Origin of the sequence: Pseudomonas sp. B21-040 (assembly GCF_024748695.1) — a bacterium.
Classification (GTDB): Bacteria; Pseudomonadota; Gammaproteobacteria; order Pseudomonadales; family Pseudomonadaceae; genus Aquipseudomonas.
Genome location: NZ_CP087176.1, coordinates 933,072 through 952,018, shown reverse-complemented (window position 1 = coordinate 952,018; position 18,947 = coordinate 933,072). Strand labels below are relative to the sequence as shown.

The following is an 18,947-nucleotide window of genomic DNA, read 5'->3' as shown; positions in this document are numbered from 1 at the left end:
CTGCAAAAAGCTGAGGCCAGCCGTTCTAGTAAGGTTGGAACACCGCGATTCAGAGCAACACCACGTCGTATTGTTCCTGGGAATACATGGTTTCCACCTGGAATCGAATGGTGCGTCCGATAAATCCTTCCAGCTCGGCAACGTTACCTGACTCTTCGTCGAGCAAGCGGTCGACAACTTTCTGGTTCGCCAATACACGATAGCCCTCCGCCTGATAGGCGCGAGCCTCGCGGAGAATTTCTCGAAAAATTTCGTAGCAGACCGTTTCAGGGGTCTTCAGCTTGCCGCGCCCCTGACAGCTGCTGCACGGCTCGCACAGCACCTGTTCGAGACTTTCGCGGGTGCGCTTGCGGGTCATCTGCACCAGGCCCAACTCAGTGATGCCGATGATGTTGGTTTTGGCGTGATCGCGTTCCAGTTGCTTCTCAAGCGTGCGCAATACCTGGCGCTGGTGTTCTTCGTCTTCCATGTCGATGAAGTCGATGATGATGATCCCGCCCAGATTGCGCAGGCGCAGCTGACGGGCAATCGCGGTGGCGGCTTCGAGGTTGGTCTTGAAGATGGTTTCTTCAAGGTTGCGATGGCCGACGAAGGCCCCGGTGTTGACGTCGATGGTGCTCATGGCTTCCGCCGGATCGACCACCAGGTAACCGCCGGACTTGAGCGGGACTTTGCGCTCCAGGGCTTTCTGGATTTCGTCTTCCACGCCGTACAAGTCGAAAATGGGCCGCTCGCCTGGGTAGTGTTCAAGACGATCAGCGATTTCCGGCATCAGTTCGGCGACGAACTGCGTGGTTTTCTGAAAGGTTTCCCGGGAGTCGATGCGAATCTTCTCGATCTTCGGGCTCACCAGGTCACGCAAGGTCCGCAACGCCAGGCCGAGGTCTTCGTAGATCACACTCGGCGCACTGATGGTTTTGATCTGCTCGTTGATCTGATCCCAGAGCCTGCGCAAGTAGCGGATGTCCATGAGGATCTCATCGGCGCCCGCCCCTTCGGCGGCGGTGCGCAAAATGAAACCGCCAGCCTCCTTGATGCCTTCTTTGGCCACGCAATCGGTGACCACTTGCTTGAGGCGCTCGCGCTCGGCCTCGTCTTCGATCTTCAGCGAAATACCGACGTGGGCGGTACGCGGCATGTACACCAGATAGCGTGATGGAATCGACAACTGAGTCGTCAGGCGTGCGCCTTTGGAGCCGATCGGGTCCTTGGTGACCTGGACCACCAGGCTCTGGCCTTCATGGACCAGAGCGCTGATGCTCTCGACCACCGGGCCTTCACGCAGGGAGATCTCCGAGGCATGGATGAACGCGGCGCGGTCCAGGCCGATGTCGACGAACGCTGCCTGCATGCCGGGTAGAACCCGCACAACCTTGCCTTTATAGATGTTGCCGACGATCCCGCGCTTTTGCGTACGCTCGACGTGGACCTCTTGCAGAACACCGTTTTCGACCACCGCCACGCGCGATTCCATCGGCGTGATGTTGATCAGAATCTCTTCACTCATGGCAGGGTCTCGTTCGGGCATGTTCACGATAGTGGCTGCATCTTGTCAGTACGACGCTTAGCGCGCGTTAAGTGTTTGCCAACAGGGTATGCCGAAATGGCCGAGCAGTTCCGCGGTTTCGCACAGCGGCAACCCGACCACCGCCGAGTAACTGCCATCGAGCCCGGCAACAAATACCGCACCCACCCCCTGAATTCCGTAGCCACCCGCCTTGTCACGAGGCTCACCGCTGGCCCAGTAGGCTGCCGCTTCTTCGCGACTGATGTTGCGAAACCGCACCAGACTGCGCACCACCAGCGACTCGCAGCGCTCGGCGTCGAGTACGGCGATGGCGGTCAGCACCTCATGCTCACGACCGGCCAACAGCATAAGCATGGCGCACGCATCGGCTTCGTCCACCGGTTTTCCCAGAATTTTGCCGTCCAGCACCACGGCGGTGTCGGCACCCAACACGCAAAAATCGACGTCGGAAACAACTGTTCCGCGCCCGACTTCGGCCTTGCCGCGCGCCAGGCGCTCGACATAGGCCGACGGGGATTCTTGAGGTAAAGGGGTTTCATCGATGTCCGCGCTGATGGCGGAGAATGGCACGCCGATCTGCGTGAGCAGTTCACGCCGACGCGGCGAGCCTGAGGCGAGGTATAGCTTTTTCATCAAGACGTCTCCCTGTCCAGTGCCCTGTCTCACAAATACTGTTCCTTTTTGGCGGCGTCTGTTGTTGCCATACTGCGTTGCCGCTTCTCGCCATAGCGAGCTATGACTTGGCATGGCGCCTTGTCTGGCAACAACAGCCACTCGCCAAAAAAGGAACGTATTTGCGAGACAGGGCACCGGCGCGGGCAAATGCCTGACCGAATTAATTGATTTTGTAGCGTCGACGCAGACCACGCAAACCGTAGCTGACCCAAGGCCAGAGCAACGCACTGACCAGTGCCGGCAGCACCAGCGCCAGGGTTGGCTGGCGATTGCCGGTCAAGGCGCTCAGCCACAGCTGAACCAGCTGCGCGAGGCCGAAGATCACCAGGATCACCAGGCTCTGTTGCCACATCGGGAACATGCGCAAGCGCTGTTGTAGTGACAACACCAGAAAAGTGATCAACGTCAGGATCAGCGCATTCTGGCCAAGCAACGTGCCGTAAAGCACGTCTTCAGCCAAGCCCAGGCACCATGCGGTGACCATGCCGACCTTTTGCGGCAGGGTCAGCGCCCAGAACGCGAGCAGCAACGCCAGCCACAGCGGGCGAAGGATTTCCATGAATTGCGGCAGGGGCGAGATACTGAGCAACAGGCCGATAGCGAACGTCAGCCAGACAATCCAGCTATTTCGGGAAGCTTTGACGCCGACCATTATTCTTCTCTCCCAGTAGAAGCCGGCGCGGGGACAGGCGGTTTGGCGGCAGGCTTCACGGCCGGTTTAGCGGCGGCAGGTTGCGACGCGTGCGGTTTGGCGGCAGCGGGTTTGGCCGGGGTTGCCGCCGGTGCCGGTGCGGCCGGTGCAGCTGGAGGCGCGACAGGTGTGGCAGGCGCTGCGTTGGCGGCGGGCACCGCCGTGGTCGCCGGCACTGGTTTGGGTACGGTGGCCGGAATGATCGGCCCGCCACCATGCTGGTCCAGTGCTTCCTGAGCCTGGGCCGCTTCGTTGGCACGCTCTTCGGCAGTACGGCCGTCGCTGAACACCAACAGCAAGTAGCGACTGCGGTTCAAGGCAGCGGTCGGCACGGCGCGAACAATGGCAAACGGCTGGCCGGAGTCGTGAATCACTTCCTTGACGGTCGCCACCGGGTAACCAGCCGGGAACCGCTGACCGAGGCCGGAGCTGACCAACAGGTCGCCTTCCTTGATGTCTGCAGTATCGGCAACGTGACGCAGTTCCAGGCGCTCCGGGTTGCCGGTGCCGCTGGCAATCGCCCGAAGACCGTTGCGGTTCACCTGCACCGGAATGCTGTGGGTGGTGTCGGTCAGCAGCAATACACGGGAGGTGTAGGGCATCAATTCGACCACCTGCCCCATCAGGCCGCGGGCATCGAGCACCGGCTGACCGAGGATCACCCCGTCGCGCTCACCTTTATTGATGATGATGCGATGGGTGAAGGGGTTCGGGTCCATGCCGATCAACTCGGCCACTTCGACCTTTTCGTTGACCAGCGCGGAAGAATTGAGCAACTCGCGCAGCCGAACGTTCTGCTCGGTCAGGGAGGCAAGCTTTTGCATGCGTCCCTGCAACAGCAGGTTTTCGCTTTGAGTTTTTCGTTTTCGGCGACGAGCTCGGTACGGCTGCCAAATTGGCTGGCCACACCCTGCCATAGCCGCTGCGGCAGGTCGGTGATCCAGTAAGACTGCATCAGCACCAGCGACATTTGGCTACGCACTGGCTTGAGCAGTGTGAAGCGGGCATCGACCACCATCAGCGCGACCGATAGCACGACCAGCACTAATAAGCGCACGCCCAGTGAAGGCCCTTTGGTGAAAAGCGGTTTAATAAGCCGCTCCTCCCAGGCAAATGTTCTCTTTATTCATACGGCATCAAACCGGCCTGGATGCAGACTGACAGAAGATAAACGCCAACAGGCAGCACTGCAAAGTGCTGCCTGCGCGCCAACAGCATAGATGCAACCGGCGAGATCACTCGCTGGATAGCAGGTCCATGGTGTGTTTATCCATCATTTCCAATGCACGGCCACCGCCGCGAGCAACGCAGGTCAGCGGGTCTTCGGCGACGATCACCGGCAGACCTGTTTCCTGGGCCAGCAACTTGTCGAGGTCGCGCAGCAAGGCGCCACCACCGGTCAGAACCAGGCCACGCTCGGCGATATCGGACGCCAGCTCCGGAGGCGATTGCTCCAGTGCGCTTTTCACAGCCTGAACGATGGTGGCCAGGGACTCTTGCAGAGCTTCCAGCACTTCATTGGAGTTCAGGGTGAATGCGCGTGGAACGCCTTCGGCCAGGTTACGGCCACGAACGTCGACTTCGCGAACTTCGCCGCCTGGGTAGGCTGTACCGATTTCCTGTTTGATGCGCTCGGCGGTGGATTCGCCGATCAGGCTGCCGTAGTTGCGACGCACGTAGGTGATGATCGCTTCGTCGAAGCGGTCGCCGCCAACCCGTACGGACTCAGCGTAAACCACACCGTTCAGGGAGATCAGGGCGATTTCGGTAGTACCACCACCGATATCGACCACCATCGAACCGCGTGCTTCTTCAACCGGCAGGCCGGCACCAATCGCAGCAGCCATTGGCTCTTCGATCAGGAACACTTCACGAGCACCGGCACCAAGGGCCGATTCACGGATGGCACGACGCTCAACTTGAGTCGATTTGCACGGAACGCAGATCAGCACACGAGGGCTAGGCTGCAGGAAGCTGTTTTCGTGAACCTTGTTGATAAAGTATTGCAGCATCTTTTCGCAGACGCTGAAGTCGGCAATCACGCCGTCCTTCATCGGACGAATGGCAGCAATGTTGCCCGGCGTTCGGCCGAGCATGCGCTTCGCCTCGGTGCCGACAGCAACGACACTTTTCTGGTTACCGTGTGTCCGAATAGCCACAACCGATGGCTCATTCAGGACGATTCCGCGCTCGCGCACGTAAATAAGGGTGTTGGCAGTGCCCAGGTCAATGGAGAGATCGCTGGAAAACATGCCACGCAGTTTCTTGAACATGGGAAAGGGACCCTAGGCAACGCGTGGGTAAAAAAGTGCGGCAAACTCTAACAACGACAGGGATTTTGGGCAAGGCGCCAATATGTTAAATTGACCGCTTTTCTGTGCACCAACCCCCACAATCGCGGCCTTATGACCGTAGAAATGCGGTAGTGTTCCGACAATCTAACACACGGACGCCGTCCGTTCTGTTTTCCACTGGAGAATCGCAATGGCGCTTGAACGCTCCGACGTGGAAAAAATCGCTCATTTGGCCTGCCTGGGCCTCAATGATGCCGATCTTCCACAAATCACCTCGGCCCTGAATAGCATTCTGGGTCTGGTCGACGAAATGCAGGCGGTCAATACCGACGGTATCGAGCCGCTGGCCCACCCACTGGAAGCCAGCCAGCGCCTGCGCGCAGACGTCGTGACCGAGACCAATCATCGCGAGGCCTATCAGTCCATCGCACCAGCGGTCGAAAACGGCCTGTACCTGGTTCCGAAAGTCATCGACTAAAGGGAAAGAGCCTGCAATGCATCAATTGACTCTGGCCGAGATCGCTCGCGGACTCGCCGATAAAAAGTTTTCTTCCGAAGAGCTGACCAAAACCCTGCTGGCGCGTATCGCCCTGCTCGATCCTCAGCTCAACAGTTTCATCAGCCTCACCGAAGACCTGGCGCTCCAGCAGGCGAAAGCCGCTGACGCACGCCGGGCCAATGGTGAGAGCGGCGCCCTGCTCGGCGCGCCGATTGCGCACAAAGACCTGTTCTGCACCCAGGGCATCCGCACCAGCTGCGGTTCGAAAATGCTCGACAACTTTAAAGCACCGTACGATGCCACCGTAGTCTCCAAACTGGCCGCTGCCGGGACCGTGACCCTGGGCAAGACCAACATGGACGAATTCGCCATGGGTTCGGCCAACGAGTCGAGCTACTACGGCGCGGTGAAAAACCCGTGGAACCTGGAACACGTTCCGGGTGGTTCATCCGGCGGTTCGGCGGCTGCGGTTGCCGCGCGCCTGCTGCCTGCGGCCACGGGCACCGATACCGGCGGCTCGATCCGTCAGCCCGCGGCCCTGACCAACCTCACCGGCCTGAAACCGACGTACGGTCGTGTTTCGCGCTGGGGCATGATTGCCTACGCGTCCAGCCTCGATCAGGGCGGCCCGATGGCGCGCACCGCCGAAGACTGCGCGATTTTGTTGCAAGGTATGGCCGGCTTCGATCCGAATGACTCCACCAGCATTGACGAACCCGTGCCGGATTACCGCTCCAGCCTCAACGGCTCGCTGCAAGGCCTGCGCATCGGCGTGCCGAAAGAGTATTTCAGCGCCGGTCTCGACCCGCGCATCGCCGAGCTGATCCACAACAGCGTCAAGGAGCTGGAAAAACTCGGCGCCGTGATCAAGGAAATCAGCCTGCCGAACATGCAGCATGCGATTCCTGCGTACTACGTGATCGCCCCGGCGGAAGCCTCGTCCAACCTGTCGCGTTTCGACGGCGTGCGTTTCGGCCACCGCTGCGCAGACCCGAAAGACTTGATCGACCTGTACAAGCGCTCCCGTGGCGAAGGCTTCGGCCCGGAAGTACAGCGCCGGATCATGGTCGGTGCCTACGCGCTGTCGGCCGGTTACTACGACGCCTACTACCTGAAGGCCCAGAAGATTCGTCGCTTGATCAAGAACGACTTCATGGCAGCCTTTAATGAGGTCGACATCATCCTCGGCCCAACCACGCCGAACCCGGCCTGGAAGCTTGGCGCCAAGAACAGCGACCCGGTCGCTGCTTACCTGGAAGACGTCTACACCATCACCGCCAACCTCGCCGGCCTGCCGGGCCTGTCCATGCCAGCCGGTTTCGTCGATGGCCTGCCGGTGGGCGTGCAACTGCTCGCGCCATATTTCCAGGAAGGTCGCCTGTTGAACGTTGCCCACCAGTATCAGTTGAACACTGACTGGCACACCCGCACCCCAACCGGCTTCTGAGGAGACACACATGCAATGGGAAGTCGTGATCGGGCTGGAGATTCATACCCAGCTCACCACCCGGTCGAAAATCTTTTCCGGTAGTTCGACCACGTTCGGTTCCGAGCCGAACACCCAGGCCAGCCTGGTAGACCTGGGCATGCCCGGCGTACTGCCGGTGCTGAACCAGGAAGCGGTGCGGATGGCGGTAATGTTCGGTCTGGCGATTGACGCCGAGATCGGCCAGCACAACGTGTTCGCCCGTAAGAACTACTTCTACCCGGACCTGCCCAAGGGCTACCAGATCAGCCAGATGGAATTGCCGATCGTCGGCAAGGGCCACCTGGACATCGCCATGGAAGACGGCACGATCAAACGTGTCGGCGTTACCCGTGCGCACCTGGAAGAAGACGCCGGTAAAAGCCTGCACGAAGAGTTCAACGGCGCCACCGGCATCGACCTGAACCGTGCCGGCACGCCGCTGCTGGAAATCGTCTCCGAGCCGGACATGCGCAGCGCCAAGGAAGCCGTGGCTTACGTCAAGACGGTCCACGCACTGGTGCGTTACCTCGGCATCTGCGACGGCAACATGGCCGAAGGCTCGCTGCGCTGCGACTGCAACGTGTCGATCCGTCCAAAGGGCCAGGTTGAATTCGGCACCCGCTGCGAGATCAAGAACGTCAACTCGTTCCGTTTCATCGAGAAGGCGATCATCAGCGAAGTGCAGCGCCAGATCGAGCTGATCGAAGACGGCGGCAAAGTGATCCAGCAGACCCGCCTGTACGATCCGAACAAGGACGAAACCCGTCCGATGCGCAGCAAAGAGGAAGCCAACGACTACCGTTACTTCCCCGATCCAGACTTGCTGCCAGTGGTCATCGAAGACTCGTTCCTCGACGACGTGCGCGCGACCCTGCCTGAATTGCCACCGCAAAAACGCGAGCGCTTCCAGGAGCAATTCGGTCTGTCGGTCTACGACGCCAGCGTGCTGGCCACCAGCCGCGAGCAAGCCGATTACTTCGAGAAAGTCGCGAGCATCGGCGGCGACGCCAAACTGGCGGCCAACTGGGTGATGGTCGAGTTGGGCAGCCTGCTCAACAAGCAAGGCCTGGACATCGAAGACTCGCCGGTTTCGGCCGAGCAACTGGGTGGCATGCTGCTGCGCATCAAGGACAACACCATCTCCGGCAAGATCGCCAAGGTGGTGTTTGAAGCCATGGCGAACGGCGAAGGCAGCGCGGACGAGATCATCGACAAGCGCGGCCTCAAGCAAGTGACCGACACTGGCGCGATCTCGGCGGTGCTGGACGAAATGCTCGCCGCCAATGCCGAACAGGTCGAACAGTACCGCGCGGCAGACGAAGCCAAACGCGGCAAGATGTTCGGCTTCTTCGTCGGCCAGGCCATGAAAGCCTCCAAAGGCAAGGCCAACCCGCAACAGGTCAACGAATTGCTCAAAAGCAAGCTCGAAGGCTAAATCGTGGTCTTGCGCCCGAGGATCGTTCCCACGCTCTGCGTGGGAATGCCGCCCCGGACGCTCCGCGTCCATCGCAATGTGACGCGGAGCGTCACGGGAAGCGTTCCCACGCGTGAGCGTGGGAACGATCACTCGGGAGCTTTCAAATGAAACATCTGCTCGGCGCCTGCGCCCTGCTCGCTCTGCTGGCCGGTTGCGCCAGCAACGATATCGTCGATCCACACGGCTACGACAAGACCGGCACGGCGTCCTTTTACGGCGCCAAACACCAAGGTAAACGCACCGCCAGTGGCGAGCGTTTCGACAAGAATTCCATGACCGCCGCCCATCGCCAGCTACCCTTTGGCACGCGGGTGAAAGTCACCAATCTGAACAACGACAAGTCCTGCGTGGTCCGCATTAACGACCGCGGGCCACATACCCGTGGACGTCTGATCGACCTGTCCCATGCAGCCGCGGAGCGCTTGGGCATGGTCAAGAGCGGCACCGCCAAGGTTCGCGTGCAAGCCCTCGACGACTGACAGACGGAGCACCCATCATTTTCGGACTTGCCGATATACCCCTGATCAGTGTGATTGAACTGCTCAGTGGCCTGCTTTTACTGATCGCAGGCGCCGAACTGATGGTGCGTGCCGCCGTGCGCCTGGCGGCGCGGTTGCACGTGCGGCCGCTGATTATCGGCCTGACCATCGTCGCCCTTGGCAGCAGTGCGCCGCAGATGGCGATCAGCCTGCAAGCCACCCTGGCGGACAATGCCGACATCGCCGTCGGCAGCGTGATCGGCAGCAGCATCTTCAACATCCTCGTCACCCTCGGGCTTTCGGCACTGATCATTCCGCTGCGTGTCTCGCGGCAACTGGTGCGCCTGGATATTCCGTTGATGATCGGCGCCAGCCTGCTGGTGTTTGTCCTGGCGTGGAATGAAGAACTGACCCGAACCGATGGCGTGATACTGCTGGCAGCATTGGCCCTGTATCTGGGCCTGTTGCTACGCCAGTCCCGGCACTCGGCCCGTCCACCATCGAGCGACCCGCACAGTCACACCGCGCCCTGGATCAGCAGCCTGTTGATGATCGTCGCCGGGCTGGCGATGTTGATCTACGCCGGACACTTGCTGCTGGGGGCGGCGGTTGTCGTGGCGACCGACCTTGGCCTGTCGGAACGAATCATCGGCCTGACCATCGTCGCCATCAGCACATCCCTGCCGGAGTTGGCCACCTCATTGATCGCCGCCCTGCGCGGTCAGCGGGACATTGCCGTGGGCAACGTGATCGGCAGCAACTTGTTCAACCTGCTGGGCGTGCTTGGCGTGACGGCGCTGTTCGCGCCGTCGCCGTTGTCGGTGTCACCCAATGCCCTGGATTTCGACTTGCCGGTGATGCTCGGCGTTGCGGTGTTCTGTCTGCCGTTGTTCTACACCGGCTATCGGGTAACCCGGGCCGAAGGTTTGTTGTGCCTGGCTTTGTACCTGGCTTATGGGTTGCACGTGGTGTCATTCACCACCGGCATGCCACTGGCCGGCAAGCTTGAACACCTGATGCTGTTTTTCGTTCTGCCGGCGCTCGTGGCGTTTCTGCTGTTCTCGTCACTGCGCGCCTGGCATCGCCAACACCACAAGAGGGATGTGTCATGACCGATAATAAAAAATCTGGCGTTGAAGTCCGCCGCCAAGTGATGGGCGACGCCTTCGTCGACCGCGCACTGGGCAATGCCACCGAGTTCACGCAGCCGCTGCAGGATTTCGTCAATGAACACGCCTGGGGCGGTGTGTGGAATCGCGAAGGCCTGCCGCTGAAAACCCGCAGCCTGATCACCCTTGCCGCCCTGACTGCACTGAAGTGCCCGCAAGAATTGAAAGGCCACGTGCGCGGCGCCCTGAACAACGGCTGCACCGTGGAAGAGATTCGTGAAACGTTGCTGCATTGCGCGGTGTACGCCGGCGCGCCCGCGGCGATTGATGCGTTTCGGGCGGCGCAGGAAGTGATTGAGAGCTATCAGAAGCCGGAGTAAATCTTCGGTATTTGCGGCGGCAGGACTACCGCCATCGCGGGCAAGCCCGCTCCCACAGTTTGGAATGCATTCCCCTGTGGGAGCGGGCTTGCCCGCGATGAGGCCCTATAAAACACTACAAATCCCTGGGCTAAATCCACTCGCCCCACTGCAATAAGAAGATCCCGATATTGGTCGTGATTGCCGCCATCAACGTGGTAATCACAATAATCGCCGCCGCCAGTTCATGATTGCCCTCGGCCTGGCGAGCCATGACAAAACTGGCGGCCGCGGTCGGGCTGCCGAAGTACAGAAACAGAATCCCCAATTCCGCCCCACGAAAGCCCCAGAGCCAGGCCCCAAGGGTCGCCAGCACCGGCAGGCCGATCATCTTCACCAGGCTGGAACTGAGCGCCATGTTGCCGCTCTTGCGCAACGCAGCCAGCGACAACGTGCCGCCAATGCAGATCAACGCCAGTGGCAACGTGGTCTGCGCCAGGTACTGCCCGGATGTCTCGAGCCAACCCGGCAAGGCGATCTTGAAATAGGCAAACGGCGCCGCCGCAAACACACTCATGATCAGCGGATTGACCATGACGCTTTTGCAGATGCTCCACGGATCGGACTTGATCACCGGGCTGTAGACTGCCAGCACAATGGTCGAGAGCGTGTTGTAAAACAGGATCACCAGCGCCGCGAGAATCGCCCCGAGGGAAATCCCATAAGCGCCGTACATGCTCGCCGCCAGTGCCAGGCCGATTACCCCGTTGTTGCCGCGAAAGGCGCCCTGGGTGTAAATCCCCCGGTCTTCACGCGGGCACTTCCAGATCGCCCAGCCCCAGGCAATGGCGAAACTTGCCAGGGTCGCAATCGAAAAGTAGATCAGCAGCGCCGGTTGCAACGCGGCGTTCAGGTCGGCATGCAGGATGCCCAGAAACAACAACGCCGGCATGGTGACGTTGAACACCAGGGCCGACGCGGTGTGGATGAAGTTGTCGTTGATCCAGTTGATGCGCTTGAGCAACACCCCCAAAAACAGCATGGCAAACACCGGCGCGGTGATGTTCAGGGTTTCGAGGAAGATTGCCAGCATGCCGGGGATAACCTTGGGTGAGCGTCGTTAGGGGGCTAATGATAAGCCACCCAGAGCATCGGCGTCTGGTAGACCGCTATCGCGGGCAAGCCGTGCTCCTACAGGTCGGCGTCGTACGCAATGGCGTGAACGACATAAAACCGTAGGAGCAAGGCTTGCCCGCGATGCAGGCGACTCGGTCTTACGTAATCGGCGCCGGGTTAAACAACGTGATGTCGTTATGCAGCTTGTGCTGCTCGGCCCACGTCTGTTTTTTGCCGCTGGCCACGTCCAGGTAGTAGTGGAACAACTCCCAGCCAAGCTCTTCGATCGATGCCCGCCCGGTGGCAATCCGCCCGGCATCGATGTCGATCAGGTCCGGCCAGCGTTGCGCCAGTTCCGTGCGGGTCGAGACCTTCACCACCGGCGCCATCGCCAAGCCATACGGCGTGCCACGCCCAGTGGTGAACACATGCAAGTTCATCCCCGCCGCCAACTGCAATGTCCCGCAGACAAAGTCACTGGCCGGGGTCGCGCAGAAGATCAGCCCTTTGCGCTTGAAGCGCTCGCCAGGGCCAAGCACCCCGTTGATCGCACTGCTGCCGGACTTGACGATCGAGCCCAGAGACTTCTCGACAATGTTCGACAGCCCGCCCTTTTTGTTACCCGGTGTGGTGTTGGCACTACGATCCGCTTCGCCCTTGGCCAGGTAGCGGTCGTACCAATCCATTTCCCGCACCAGTTCCTGGGCAACTTCCTCGGTTTCGGCACGGGAGGTCAGCAAGTAAATCGCATCGCGCACTTCAGTGACTTCGGAAAACATCACCGTCGCACCGGCGCGCAGCAACAGGTCCGAGGCATACCCCAAGGCCGGGTTGGCGGTGATGCCGGAAAACGCATCGCTGCCACCGCACTGCATGCCCAGAATCAGCTCGGACGCCGGCACGGTTTCCCGGCGACGCTGATCGAGCTTTTTCAAACGGGTTTCGGCCAGCGCCATGATCTGCTCGATCATCTCGGTAAAACCGTGACTCGAGTCCTGCAAGCGGTACAGCCACGGCTCACTCAAATCCACGGAACTGTCGTTGTCGTGCATGACCTGTCCGGCCTGCAATTTCTCGCAGCCCAGGCTGATCACCAAGGCTTCGCCACCCAGGTTCGGGTTGCGCGCCAGGTTGCGCACGGTGCGGATCGGGATGTACGCGTCCGCCGCCGTAATCGCCACCCCACAGCCATAACTGTGGGTCAGCGCCACCACGTCGTCGACGTTCGGGTACTTGGGCAGCAACTCGTCCTTGATGCGCTTGACCGCATGGTCCAGCACGCCCGTGACGCACTGAACAGTCGTGGTGATACCAAGAATGTTGCGCGTGCCGACGGTGCCGTCGGCGTTGCGATACCCCTCGAACGTATAGCCGTCGAGCGGGGCCTGCGCCGCCGGCACTTCGGTGGACAGCGGCAAGCTGTCCAGCGGTGGCGCGGTGGGCATGCGCAGTTGATCTTCCTTGACCCAGCTGCCGCGCGGAATCGGCTGCAACGCGTAGCCAATGGTCTGGCCGTAACGAATTACCTGGCCGCCTTCGGGAATGTCTTCCAGAGTGACTTTGTGGCTTTGTGGCACGAAGTCCACGGTCACCAGGCCATCGGAAAACTCGGTGCCGGCTGGCACGCCCTGGTCATTGACCACGATCACTACGTTGTCCCGCTCGTGCAGGCGGATGTAGCGCGGCGAGTCGGAATGTTCAATCAACTGCATGACGCCGCTCCTCAGGAATGCGCTTGTGACAATTTGTTATTTGTTTCAGGACCGCTGACTGGCGGCTCTTTTAGCACCACACGCTTGATCGGACCCACGATCACCAGGTAGCTGAACACCGCAACCAGTGCGTTGCAACCGACAAACACCAACGCCCATTTGAACGAGCCGGTGGAGCTGATGATGTAGCCGATCACGATTGGGGTGGTGATCGACGCGATGTTGCCGAACATGTTGAACAGGCCGCCACTCAAACCGGCGATCTGTTTCGGCGAGGTGTCGGAGACCACTGCCCAGCCCAATGCGCCAACGCCTTTACCGAAGAACGCCAGGGCCATGAAACCCACGACCATCCATTCGATGTCGACGTAGTTGCAGGCCACGATGCTGCTGGAAACCAGCAAACCCGCGATGATCGGTGCCTTGCGGGCGAAGGTCAGCGAATGGCCCTTGCGCAGCAGATAGTCGGAAATCACCCCGCCCAGCACACCACCGATGAAACCGCAGATCGCTGGCAACGAAGCAATGAACCCGGCCTTGAGGATGGTCATGCCGCGCTCTTGCACCAGGTACACCGGGAACCAGGTCAGGAAGAAGTAGGTGATGGCGTTGATGCAGTACTGGCTCAAGTACACGCCGAGCATCATGCGGTTGGTCAGCAACTGACGCACGTAATCCCATTTCGGGCCTTCAACGCGCTTGCCGGCTTCCTGGCCTTTGGTTTTGTCCTGGTCCATGTCGACCATGCCGCCATTGTCAGCAATGTGCTTGAACTCTGCGTCATTGATCATCGGGTGCTGGCGCGGGCTGTGGATGACTTTCAGCCAGATCAGCGAGAACACGATGCCGATGCTGCCCATCACCACAAACACGTGCTGCCAGCCAAACGTGAAGACGATCCAGCCCATCAGCGGAGCAAACAACACGGTGGCAAAGTACTGCGCCGAGTTGAAGATCGCCGAAGCCGTGCCGCGTTCAGCGGTCGGGAACCAGGCCGCGACAATGCGTGCGTTACCCGGGAAGGATGGCGCTTCGGCCAGGCCCACCAGGAAGCGCAGCATGAACAGTGCAACCACCGCCGTGGACATGCCGAACTCACCGACATAACCCTGGAGCACGGTGAACAGCGACCAGGTGAAGATGCTCAGTGCATACACTTTTTTCGAGCCGAAACGGTCCAGCAGCCAGCCACCGGGAATTTGCCCGGCCACGTAGGCCCAACCGAATGCAGAGAAGATGTAGCCGAGAGTGACCGCGTCGATGCCGAGGTCTTTTTGCAGGCTGGAGCCCGCGATGGCGATAGTGGCCCGGTCGGCATAGTTGATCGTGGTCACCAGAAAAAGCATGAGCAAAATCAAATAGCGGACGTGAGTCGGCTTGGTCGCTTGCATGTAGATGTACTCCCACTGATTATTTTTATGCGCGGGTGAAACTGTTTATCCCTGTAGGAGCTGTCGAGTGAAACGAGGCTGCGATCTTTTGATCTTTAAAAGCAAAGATCGCAGCCTCGTTTCACTCGACAGCTCCTACAGGGAGTGCGGTATCCGGGGATACCGCGATGTGTCAGGAGCCGATGTAGCTAGTCTTCACGACCGTGTAGAACTCTTGCGCGTAGCGACCTTGCTCGCGAGATCCATAGGATGAACCTTTACGCCCACCGAATGGAACGTGGTAATCCACGCCAGCGGTCGGCAGGTTGACCATCACCATCCCGGCCTGGGAGTGGCGCTTGAAGTGGTTGGCGTACTTCAACGACGTGGTGGCGATGCCCGCCGACAGACCGAACTCGGTGTCGTTGGCCATGGCCAGTGCCGCTTCGTAATCCGCGACGCGAACCACGTTGGCCACCGGGCCGAAGATCTCTTCGCGGCTGATGCGCATCGCGGCTTCGCTGTCGGCAAACAGGGTTGGCGCGAGGAAGTAGCCTTCGGTGTCGCAGGTCACCAGACCACCGCCGCTGACCAGACGCGCACCTTCGGACTGGCCGATGTCGATGTACTTCATGTCCTGTTCAAGCTGCGCTTGCGAAACGACCGGGCCAATGTCGGTGCCGGCTTTCAACGCGTGGCCGACCTTGATCGACTTCATGCGTTCGGCCACGGCTTCGACGAACTTGTCGTGGATGCCGGCGGTGACGATGAAACGGCTCGAAGCAGTGCAACGCTGGCCGGTGGAGTAGAACGCGCTCTGCACCGACAGCTCGACCGCTTGCTTGAGGTCGGCGTCGTCGAGAATGATCTGCGGGTTCTTGCCACCCATTTCCAGCTGAACCTTGGCCTGACGCGACACACAGCTGATCGCGATCTGACGACCGACACCGACGGAACCGGTGAAGCTGATGCCGTCGACTTTCGGGCTCTGCACCATCGCATCGCCAACCACACGACCACTGCCCATCACCAGGTTGAACACACCGGCCGGGAAGCCTGCGCGGGAGATGATTTCGGCCAGGGCCCAGGCGCAACCCGGCACCAGATCAGCCGGCTTGAGCACCACGCAGTTGCCGTAGGCCAGGGCCGGGGCGATTTTCCATGCCGGGATAGCGATCGGGAAGTTCCACGGCGTGATCAGGCCAACCACGCCGAGCGCTTCGCGGGTCACTTCAACGTTCACACCCGGGCGTACCGACGGCAGGTAGTCGCCGGACAGACGCAGGCATTCACCGGCGAAAAACTTGAAAATATTACCGGCGCGGGTCACTTCACCAATGGCTTCAGGCAGGGTCTTGCCCTCCTCCCGAGCCAGCAAGTTGCCGAGTTCTTCACGACGGGCGAGGATTTCAGTACCTACTTTATCCAGCGAATCGTGACGTGCCTGGATGCCCGAAACGGACCAGGCCGGGAACGCAGCGCGAGCGGCGTCGATCGCGGCGTGAACCTGAGCCAGATCGGCTTTGGCGTAATTGCCAATGGTGTCGGTCAGTTCAGACGGGTTGATGTTGGCGCAGTATTCACTGCCCGCAACCCACTCACCATTGATGTAGTTATCAAAACGCTTTGCATCTGCCACGAGATGTTCTCCTCACGCAAAAGGCCGCTGACGAGTCAGCGGCCTTGCTTAATCGAAAGTGTTACTGCGCGCCCTGCTTGTCGATCAGTGCGGCGAGCATTTCGTACTCTTCGCGGGTCAGATCGGTCAGCGGTGCACGCACAGGACCTGCGTCATAGCCGGCAATTTTTGCCCCGGCCTTGACGATGCTCACGGCATAACCGGCCTTGCGGTTACGGATGTCCAGGTATGGCAGGAAGAAGTCGTCGATGATCTTGCCGACGGTGGCGTGATCTTCACGAGCGATCGCGTGGTAGAAGTCCATCGCGGTTTTCGGGATGAAGTTGAACACCGCCGAGGAGTAAACCGGCACGCCCAACGCCTTGTAGGCAGCGGCGTAGACTTCAGCGGTCGGCAAGCCGCCCAGGTAGCTGAAACGGTCACCGAGACGGCGACGGATCGACACCATCAGCTCGATATCGCCCAGGCCATCCTTGTAGCCGATCAGGTTCGGGCAGCGCTCGGCCAGACGTTCCAGCAGCGGCGCGGTCAGGCGGCAGACGTTACGGTTGTAAACCACCACGCCGATTTTTACCGATTTGCACACGGCCTCAACGTGGGCGGCAACGCCGTCCTGGCTGGCTTCGGTCAGGTAGTGCGGCAGCAGCAACAAGCCTTTGGCGCCCAGACGCTCGGCTTCCTGTGCGTATTCGATGGCTTGACGGGTCGAACCGCCAACACCGGCCAGGATCGGCACGCTGGTTTCGCAGGTATCGACGGCCGTCTTGATGATTTCCGAATATTCGCTGGCCGCCAGAGAGAAGAACTCACCGGTACCGCCTGCGGCGAACAACGCCGTGGCGCCGTATGGGGCCAGCCATTCGAGACGCTTGATGTAGCCCGCGCGATGGAAATCGCCCTGAGCATTGAAATCGGTAACCGGGAAAGACAGCAGACCGGAAGAGAGGATGGACTTCAGTTCTTGTGGATTCATTATTCGAACACCCTGGGTAGCAACGTATGTGTGTGTGTGAGAAACCGTTCAGCTTTCGCCGAGTTGTAGGTCATCGTACAACTTAAATAATAACCGTCAACTGCATTTCATCGCCGGCTGCATTTTTATGTAGGAGAGGCTCCTTCCTTGACGTAGGAAATTTCTCGGCTAAGATCGATTTAACTGTATACACATACAGTTATTTTGAAATCTGCCTACGACATATCAAGGAGATAGAAATGTCAGCTCTACACACAAAACCTCAGGAAACACCGAAACAGGTCATTGCCAATCTGGATGATCTTTTTACTGAACGCGGCATTACCGTCAGCGACAACGAACACGTAGTGCTGCACCTTGCCGAGCAACACATCGCGGCTCCTCAACCGCCTGCCTCAACCTCCGCGAGTGCTCTGAAAGGCAAGCCACAGCTACGTTTCGAGGGGGGTGAACACACCGCCATCGGCGACACCACGCTGCTGCGTTTCGTCAAGGATGCCCCGGCCATTCCAGCGGCCCAAGTTGAATTGCACCTGCCCAATGGCCTGGCGCTGACCTATGGCCAAGTGGTTGCGTTGGGGGGTGATTTCTATGGCATTCCCGATCAGCCCGTCAGCGAAGGCGCCACGCCTGCGGAGCGTATCCAGCGCTTTGCCAATGCCTTCAATTCACTCGCTATGCTGCCGGCCGCCAATGCCGAGGCCAAGCAGATCCTCGCCGTGATGCAGAAGGAAATCGCCGCCGTTAATCAGGCGATCCGGGAAGGCAAACAACCTCACGAGGTTTATGACGCCTTGGGAGATACGTTGTCGGAAGAGTGGAACAAGATCACCGGCGGCGGCAGTTTTGTCTCGGCCCTGTTCCCGTTGGGGCGCTATCTGAAATTGGCCGCCAACAACACCGACCATTTTGCCGAACGGGCGCTGGCGGCCTACATCGCCGGGCATACGGCGGCGGTGCAGCAAGCGGTTCTGGCGAAAAGCAGTGGCGACGAAAAACAGCTGGAAATCGCCTACGCGATGAATGCCTTTGCTGATCATTACCTGACCGACCTGTTCTCCGCCGGCCACCTGCGTGTGCCGCGCAAGCAATTGGCAGCGGTGGTCACACCCAGCGACCTGGGCTCGTTGATCACCCGTTTCATGCACGATGAAGACAGCAAATTCGGCCTCAATGTGCGCAACGGCAATGGCGACCAATGGCGGGCCTATGGCGACAAACGCTACTTTGACGCGATCGACAGCGCCAACCGCGTGCAGGTCAATCAAGCGGTTCAACTGTCTGCGGATGAGATCTTCGCGACGTACCTCAGCGGAGTCGCTCCATCGCCGAGCAACTTCAGCGCCTTGAAAAAGCTGCCGGACCTGCAAGCCGTGCTGAACCCGGCGGGCAATTTCTCGCCGCTGTTCAGGGTCGAGGGCAGCAAAGTGCTGCGACGCAAGGACGTCAACAACCTGAACGACACCGCCACCGTCGACGACTGGTGGGGCTGGAGCACCTACTTGCTGCTCAAGGACTACACACCCACCGGCAACGTTGCCTGATAAGGAGATCCATG

General features: G+C 59.9%; 16 protein-coding genes and 1 pseudogene. 7 read left to right on the top strand and 10 right to left on the bottom strand.

Annotated elements, in window-relative coordinates; all coding sequences use genetic code 11:
* Positions 1 to 49: 49 nt before the first annotated feature.
* From rng to mreB, 5 genes and pseudogenes are all read right to left on the bottom strand, one after another.
* Complete coding sequence (gene rng / locus LOY55_RS04195) at positions 50 to 1,507, bottom strand: ribonuclease G (protein WP_046026834.1); 1,458 nt, start codon at positions 1,505 to 1,507, stop codon at positions 50 to 52.
* A 57-nt stretch (positions 1,508 to 1,564) separates the two neighbouring features.
* On the bottom strand, positions 1,565 to 2,161 hold the full coding sequence (locus LOY55_RS04190) for a nucleoside triphosphate pyrophosphatase (RefSeq protein ID WP_109787862.1): 597 nt from the start codon (positions 2,159 to 2,161) through the stop codon (positions 1,565 to 1,567).
* A gap of 202 nt (positions 2,162 to 2,363) precedes the next feature.
* Positions 2,364 to 2,855 carry a rod shape-determining protein MreD gene (gene mreD, locus LOY55_RS04185; RefSeq protein WP_046026836.1) on the bottom strand — a complete coding sequence of 164 codons (492 nt, stop codon included), beginning with the start codon at positions 2,853 to 2,855 and terminating at the stop codon, positions 2,364 to 2,366.
* A pseudogene (gene mreC / locus LOY55_RS04180) lies at positions 2,855 to 3,951 on the bottom strand (rod shape-determining protein MreC). Before mreC ends, mreD begins: the two are co-directional and overlap by 1 nt.
* A 178-nt stretch (positions 3,952 to 4,129) precedes the next feature.
* Positions 4,130 to 5,167 carry a rod shape-determining protein MreB gene (mreB, locus tag LOY55_RS04175; protein ID WP_002555108.1) on the bottom strand — a complete coding sequence of 346 codons (1,038 nt, stop codon included), beginning with the start codon at positions 5,165 to 5,167 and terminating at the stop codon, positions 4,130 to 4,132.
* A gap of 211 nt (positions 5,168 to 5,378) precedes the next feature.
* On the opposite strand from mreB, the gene gatC reads away from it, so the two are divergent.
* The 6 genes from gatC (at position 5,379) to LOY55_RS04145 (ending at position 10,600) form a co-directional block, all read left to right on the top strand.
* Positions 5,379 to 5,666 (top strand): Asp-tRNA(Asn)/Glu-tRNA(Gln) amidotransferase subunit GatC, encoded by a 288-nt coding sequence (gatC, locus tag LOY55_RS04170; protein WP_046026838.1) that lies wholly within the window; start codon positions 5,379 to 5,381, stop codon positions 5,664 to 5,666.
* A gap of 16 nt (positions 5,667 to 5,682) precedes the next feature.
* The gene (gene gatA / locus LOY55_RS04165) at positions 5,683 to 7,134 is read left to right on the top strand and encodes an Asp-tRNA(Asn)/Glu-tRNA(Gln) amidotransferase subunit GatA (RefSeq protein WP_223523717.1); all 1,452 of its coding nucleotides are present in this window, start codon (positions 5,683 to 5,685) and stop codon (positions 7,132 to 7,134) included.
* Positions 7,135 to 7,144: 10 nt separating this feature from the next.
* A complete protein-coding gene (gene gatB, locus LOY55_RS04160; protein WP_258667733.1) occupies positions 7,145 to 8,590 on the top strand; it encodes an Asp-tRNA(Asn)/Glu-tRNA(Gln) amidotransferase subunit GatB in 1,446 nt (481 codons plus the stop codon).
* 146 nt (positions 8,591 to 8,736) lie between these two features.
* Positions 8,737 to 9,111: a septal ring lytic transglycosylase RlpA family protein gene (locus LOY55_RS04155; RefSeq protein WP_223523714.1), complete on the top strand. Its 375-nt coding sequence runs from the start codon at positions 8,737 to 8,739 to the stop codon at positions 9,109 to 9,111.
* A gap of 50 nt (positions 9,112 to 9,161) precedes the next feature.
* Entirely contained in the window at positions 9,162 to 10,223 is a 1,062-nt protein-coding gene (locus tag LOY55_RS04150; protein ID WP_077430877.1) for a calcium/sodium antiporter, read from the top strand.
* The gene (locus LOY55_RS04145; protein WP_046026843.1) at positions 10,220 to 10,600 is read left to right on the top strand and encodes a carboxymuconolactone decarboxylase family protein; all 381 of its coding nucleotides are present in this window, start codon (positions 10,220 to 10,222) and stop codon (positions 10,598 to 10,600) included. The genes LOY55_RS04150 and LOY55_RS04145 overlap by 4 nt, the downstream gene beginning before the upstream one ends.
* A 130-nt stretch (positions 10,601 to 10,730) precedes the next feature.
* On the opposite strand, the gene LOY55_RS04140 is transcribed toward LOY55_RS04145, so the two are convergent.
* The 5 genes from LOY55_RS04140 to kdgD all read right to left on the bottom strand — a co-directional run bounded on the left by LOY55_RS04140 (position 10,731) and on the right by kdgD (position 17,389).
* Positions 10,731 to 11,672 carry an AEC family transporter gene (locus LOY55_RS04140; protein ID WP_223523712.1) on the bottom strand — a complete coding sequence of 314 codons (942 nt, stop codon included), beginning with the start codon at positions 11,670 to 11,672 and terminating at the stop codon, positions 10,731 to 10,733.
* Positions 11,673 to 11,853: 181 nt separating this feature from the next.
* Positions 11,854 to 13,407 carry a galactarate dehydratase gene (gene garD, locus LOY55_RS04135; RefSeq protein WP_109787856.1) on the bottom strand — a complete coding sequence of 518 codons (1,554 nt, stop codon included), beginning with the start codon at positions 13,405 to 13,407 and terminating at the stop codon, positions 11,854 to 11,856.
* 11 nt (positions 13,408 to 13,418) lie between these two features.
* Positions 13,419 to 14,798, bottom strand: coding sequence for an MFS transporter (locus LOY55_RS04130; RefSeq protein WP_109787855.1), 1,380 nt, complete (start codon positions 14,796 to 14,798; stop codon positions 13,419 to 13,421).
* A gap of 172 nt (positions 14,799 to 14,970) precedes the next feature.
* Entirely contained in the window at positions 14,971 to 16,416 is a 1,446-nt protein-coding gene (locus LOY55_RS04125) for an aldehyde dehydrogenase family protein (RefSeq protein WP_046026847.1), read from the bottom strand.
* A gap of 61 nt (positions 16,417 to 16,477) precedes the next feature.
* Complete coding sequence (kdgD, locus tag LOY55_RS04120) at positions 16,478 to 17,389, bottom strand: 5-dehydro-4-deoxyglucarate dehydratase (RefSeq protein ID WP_046026848.1); 912 nt, start codon at positions 17,387 to 17,389, stop codon at positions 16,478 to 16,480.
* Between the two features lie 239 nt (positions 17,390 to 17,628).
* Here kdgD and LOY55_RS04115 point away from each other — a divergent pair, with 239 nt between their 5' ends.
* Positions 17,629 to 18,933 carry a phospholipase gene (locus tag LOY55_RS04115; RefSeq protein WP_258667731.1) on the top strand — a complete coding sequence of 435 codons (1,305 nt, stop codon included), beginning with the start codon at positions 17,629 to 17,631 and terminating at the stop codon, positions 18,931 to 18,933.
* Positions 18,934 to 18,947: the final 14 nt, after the last annotated feature.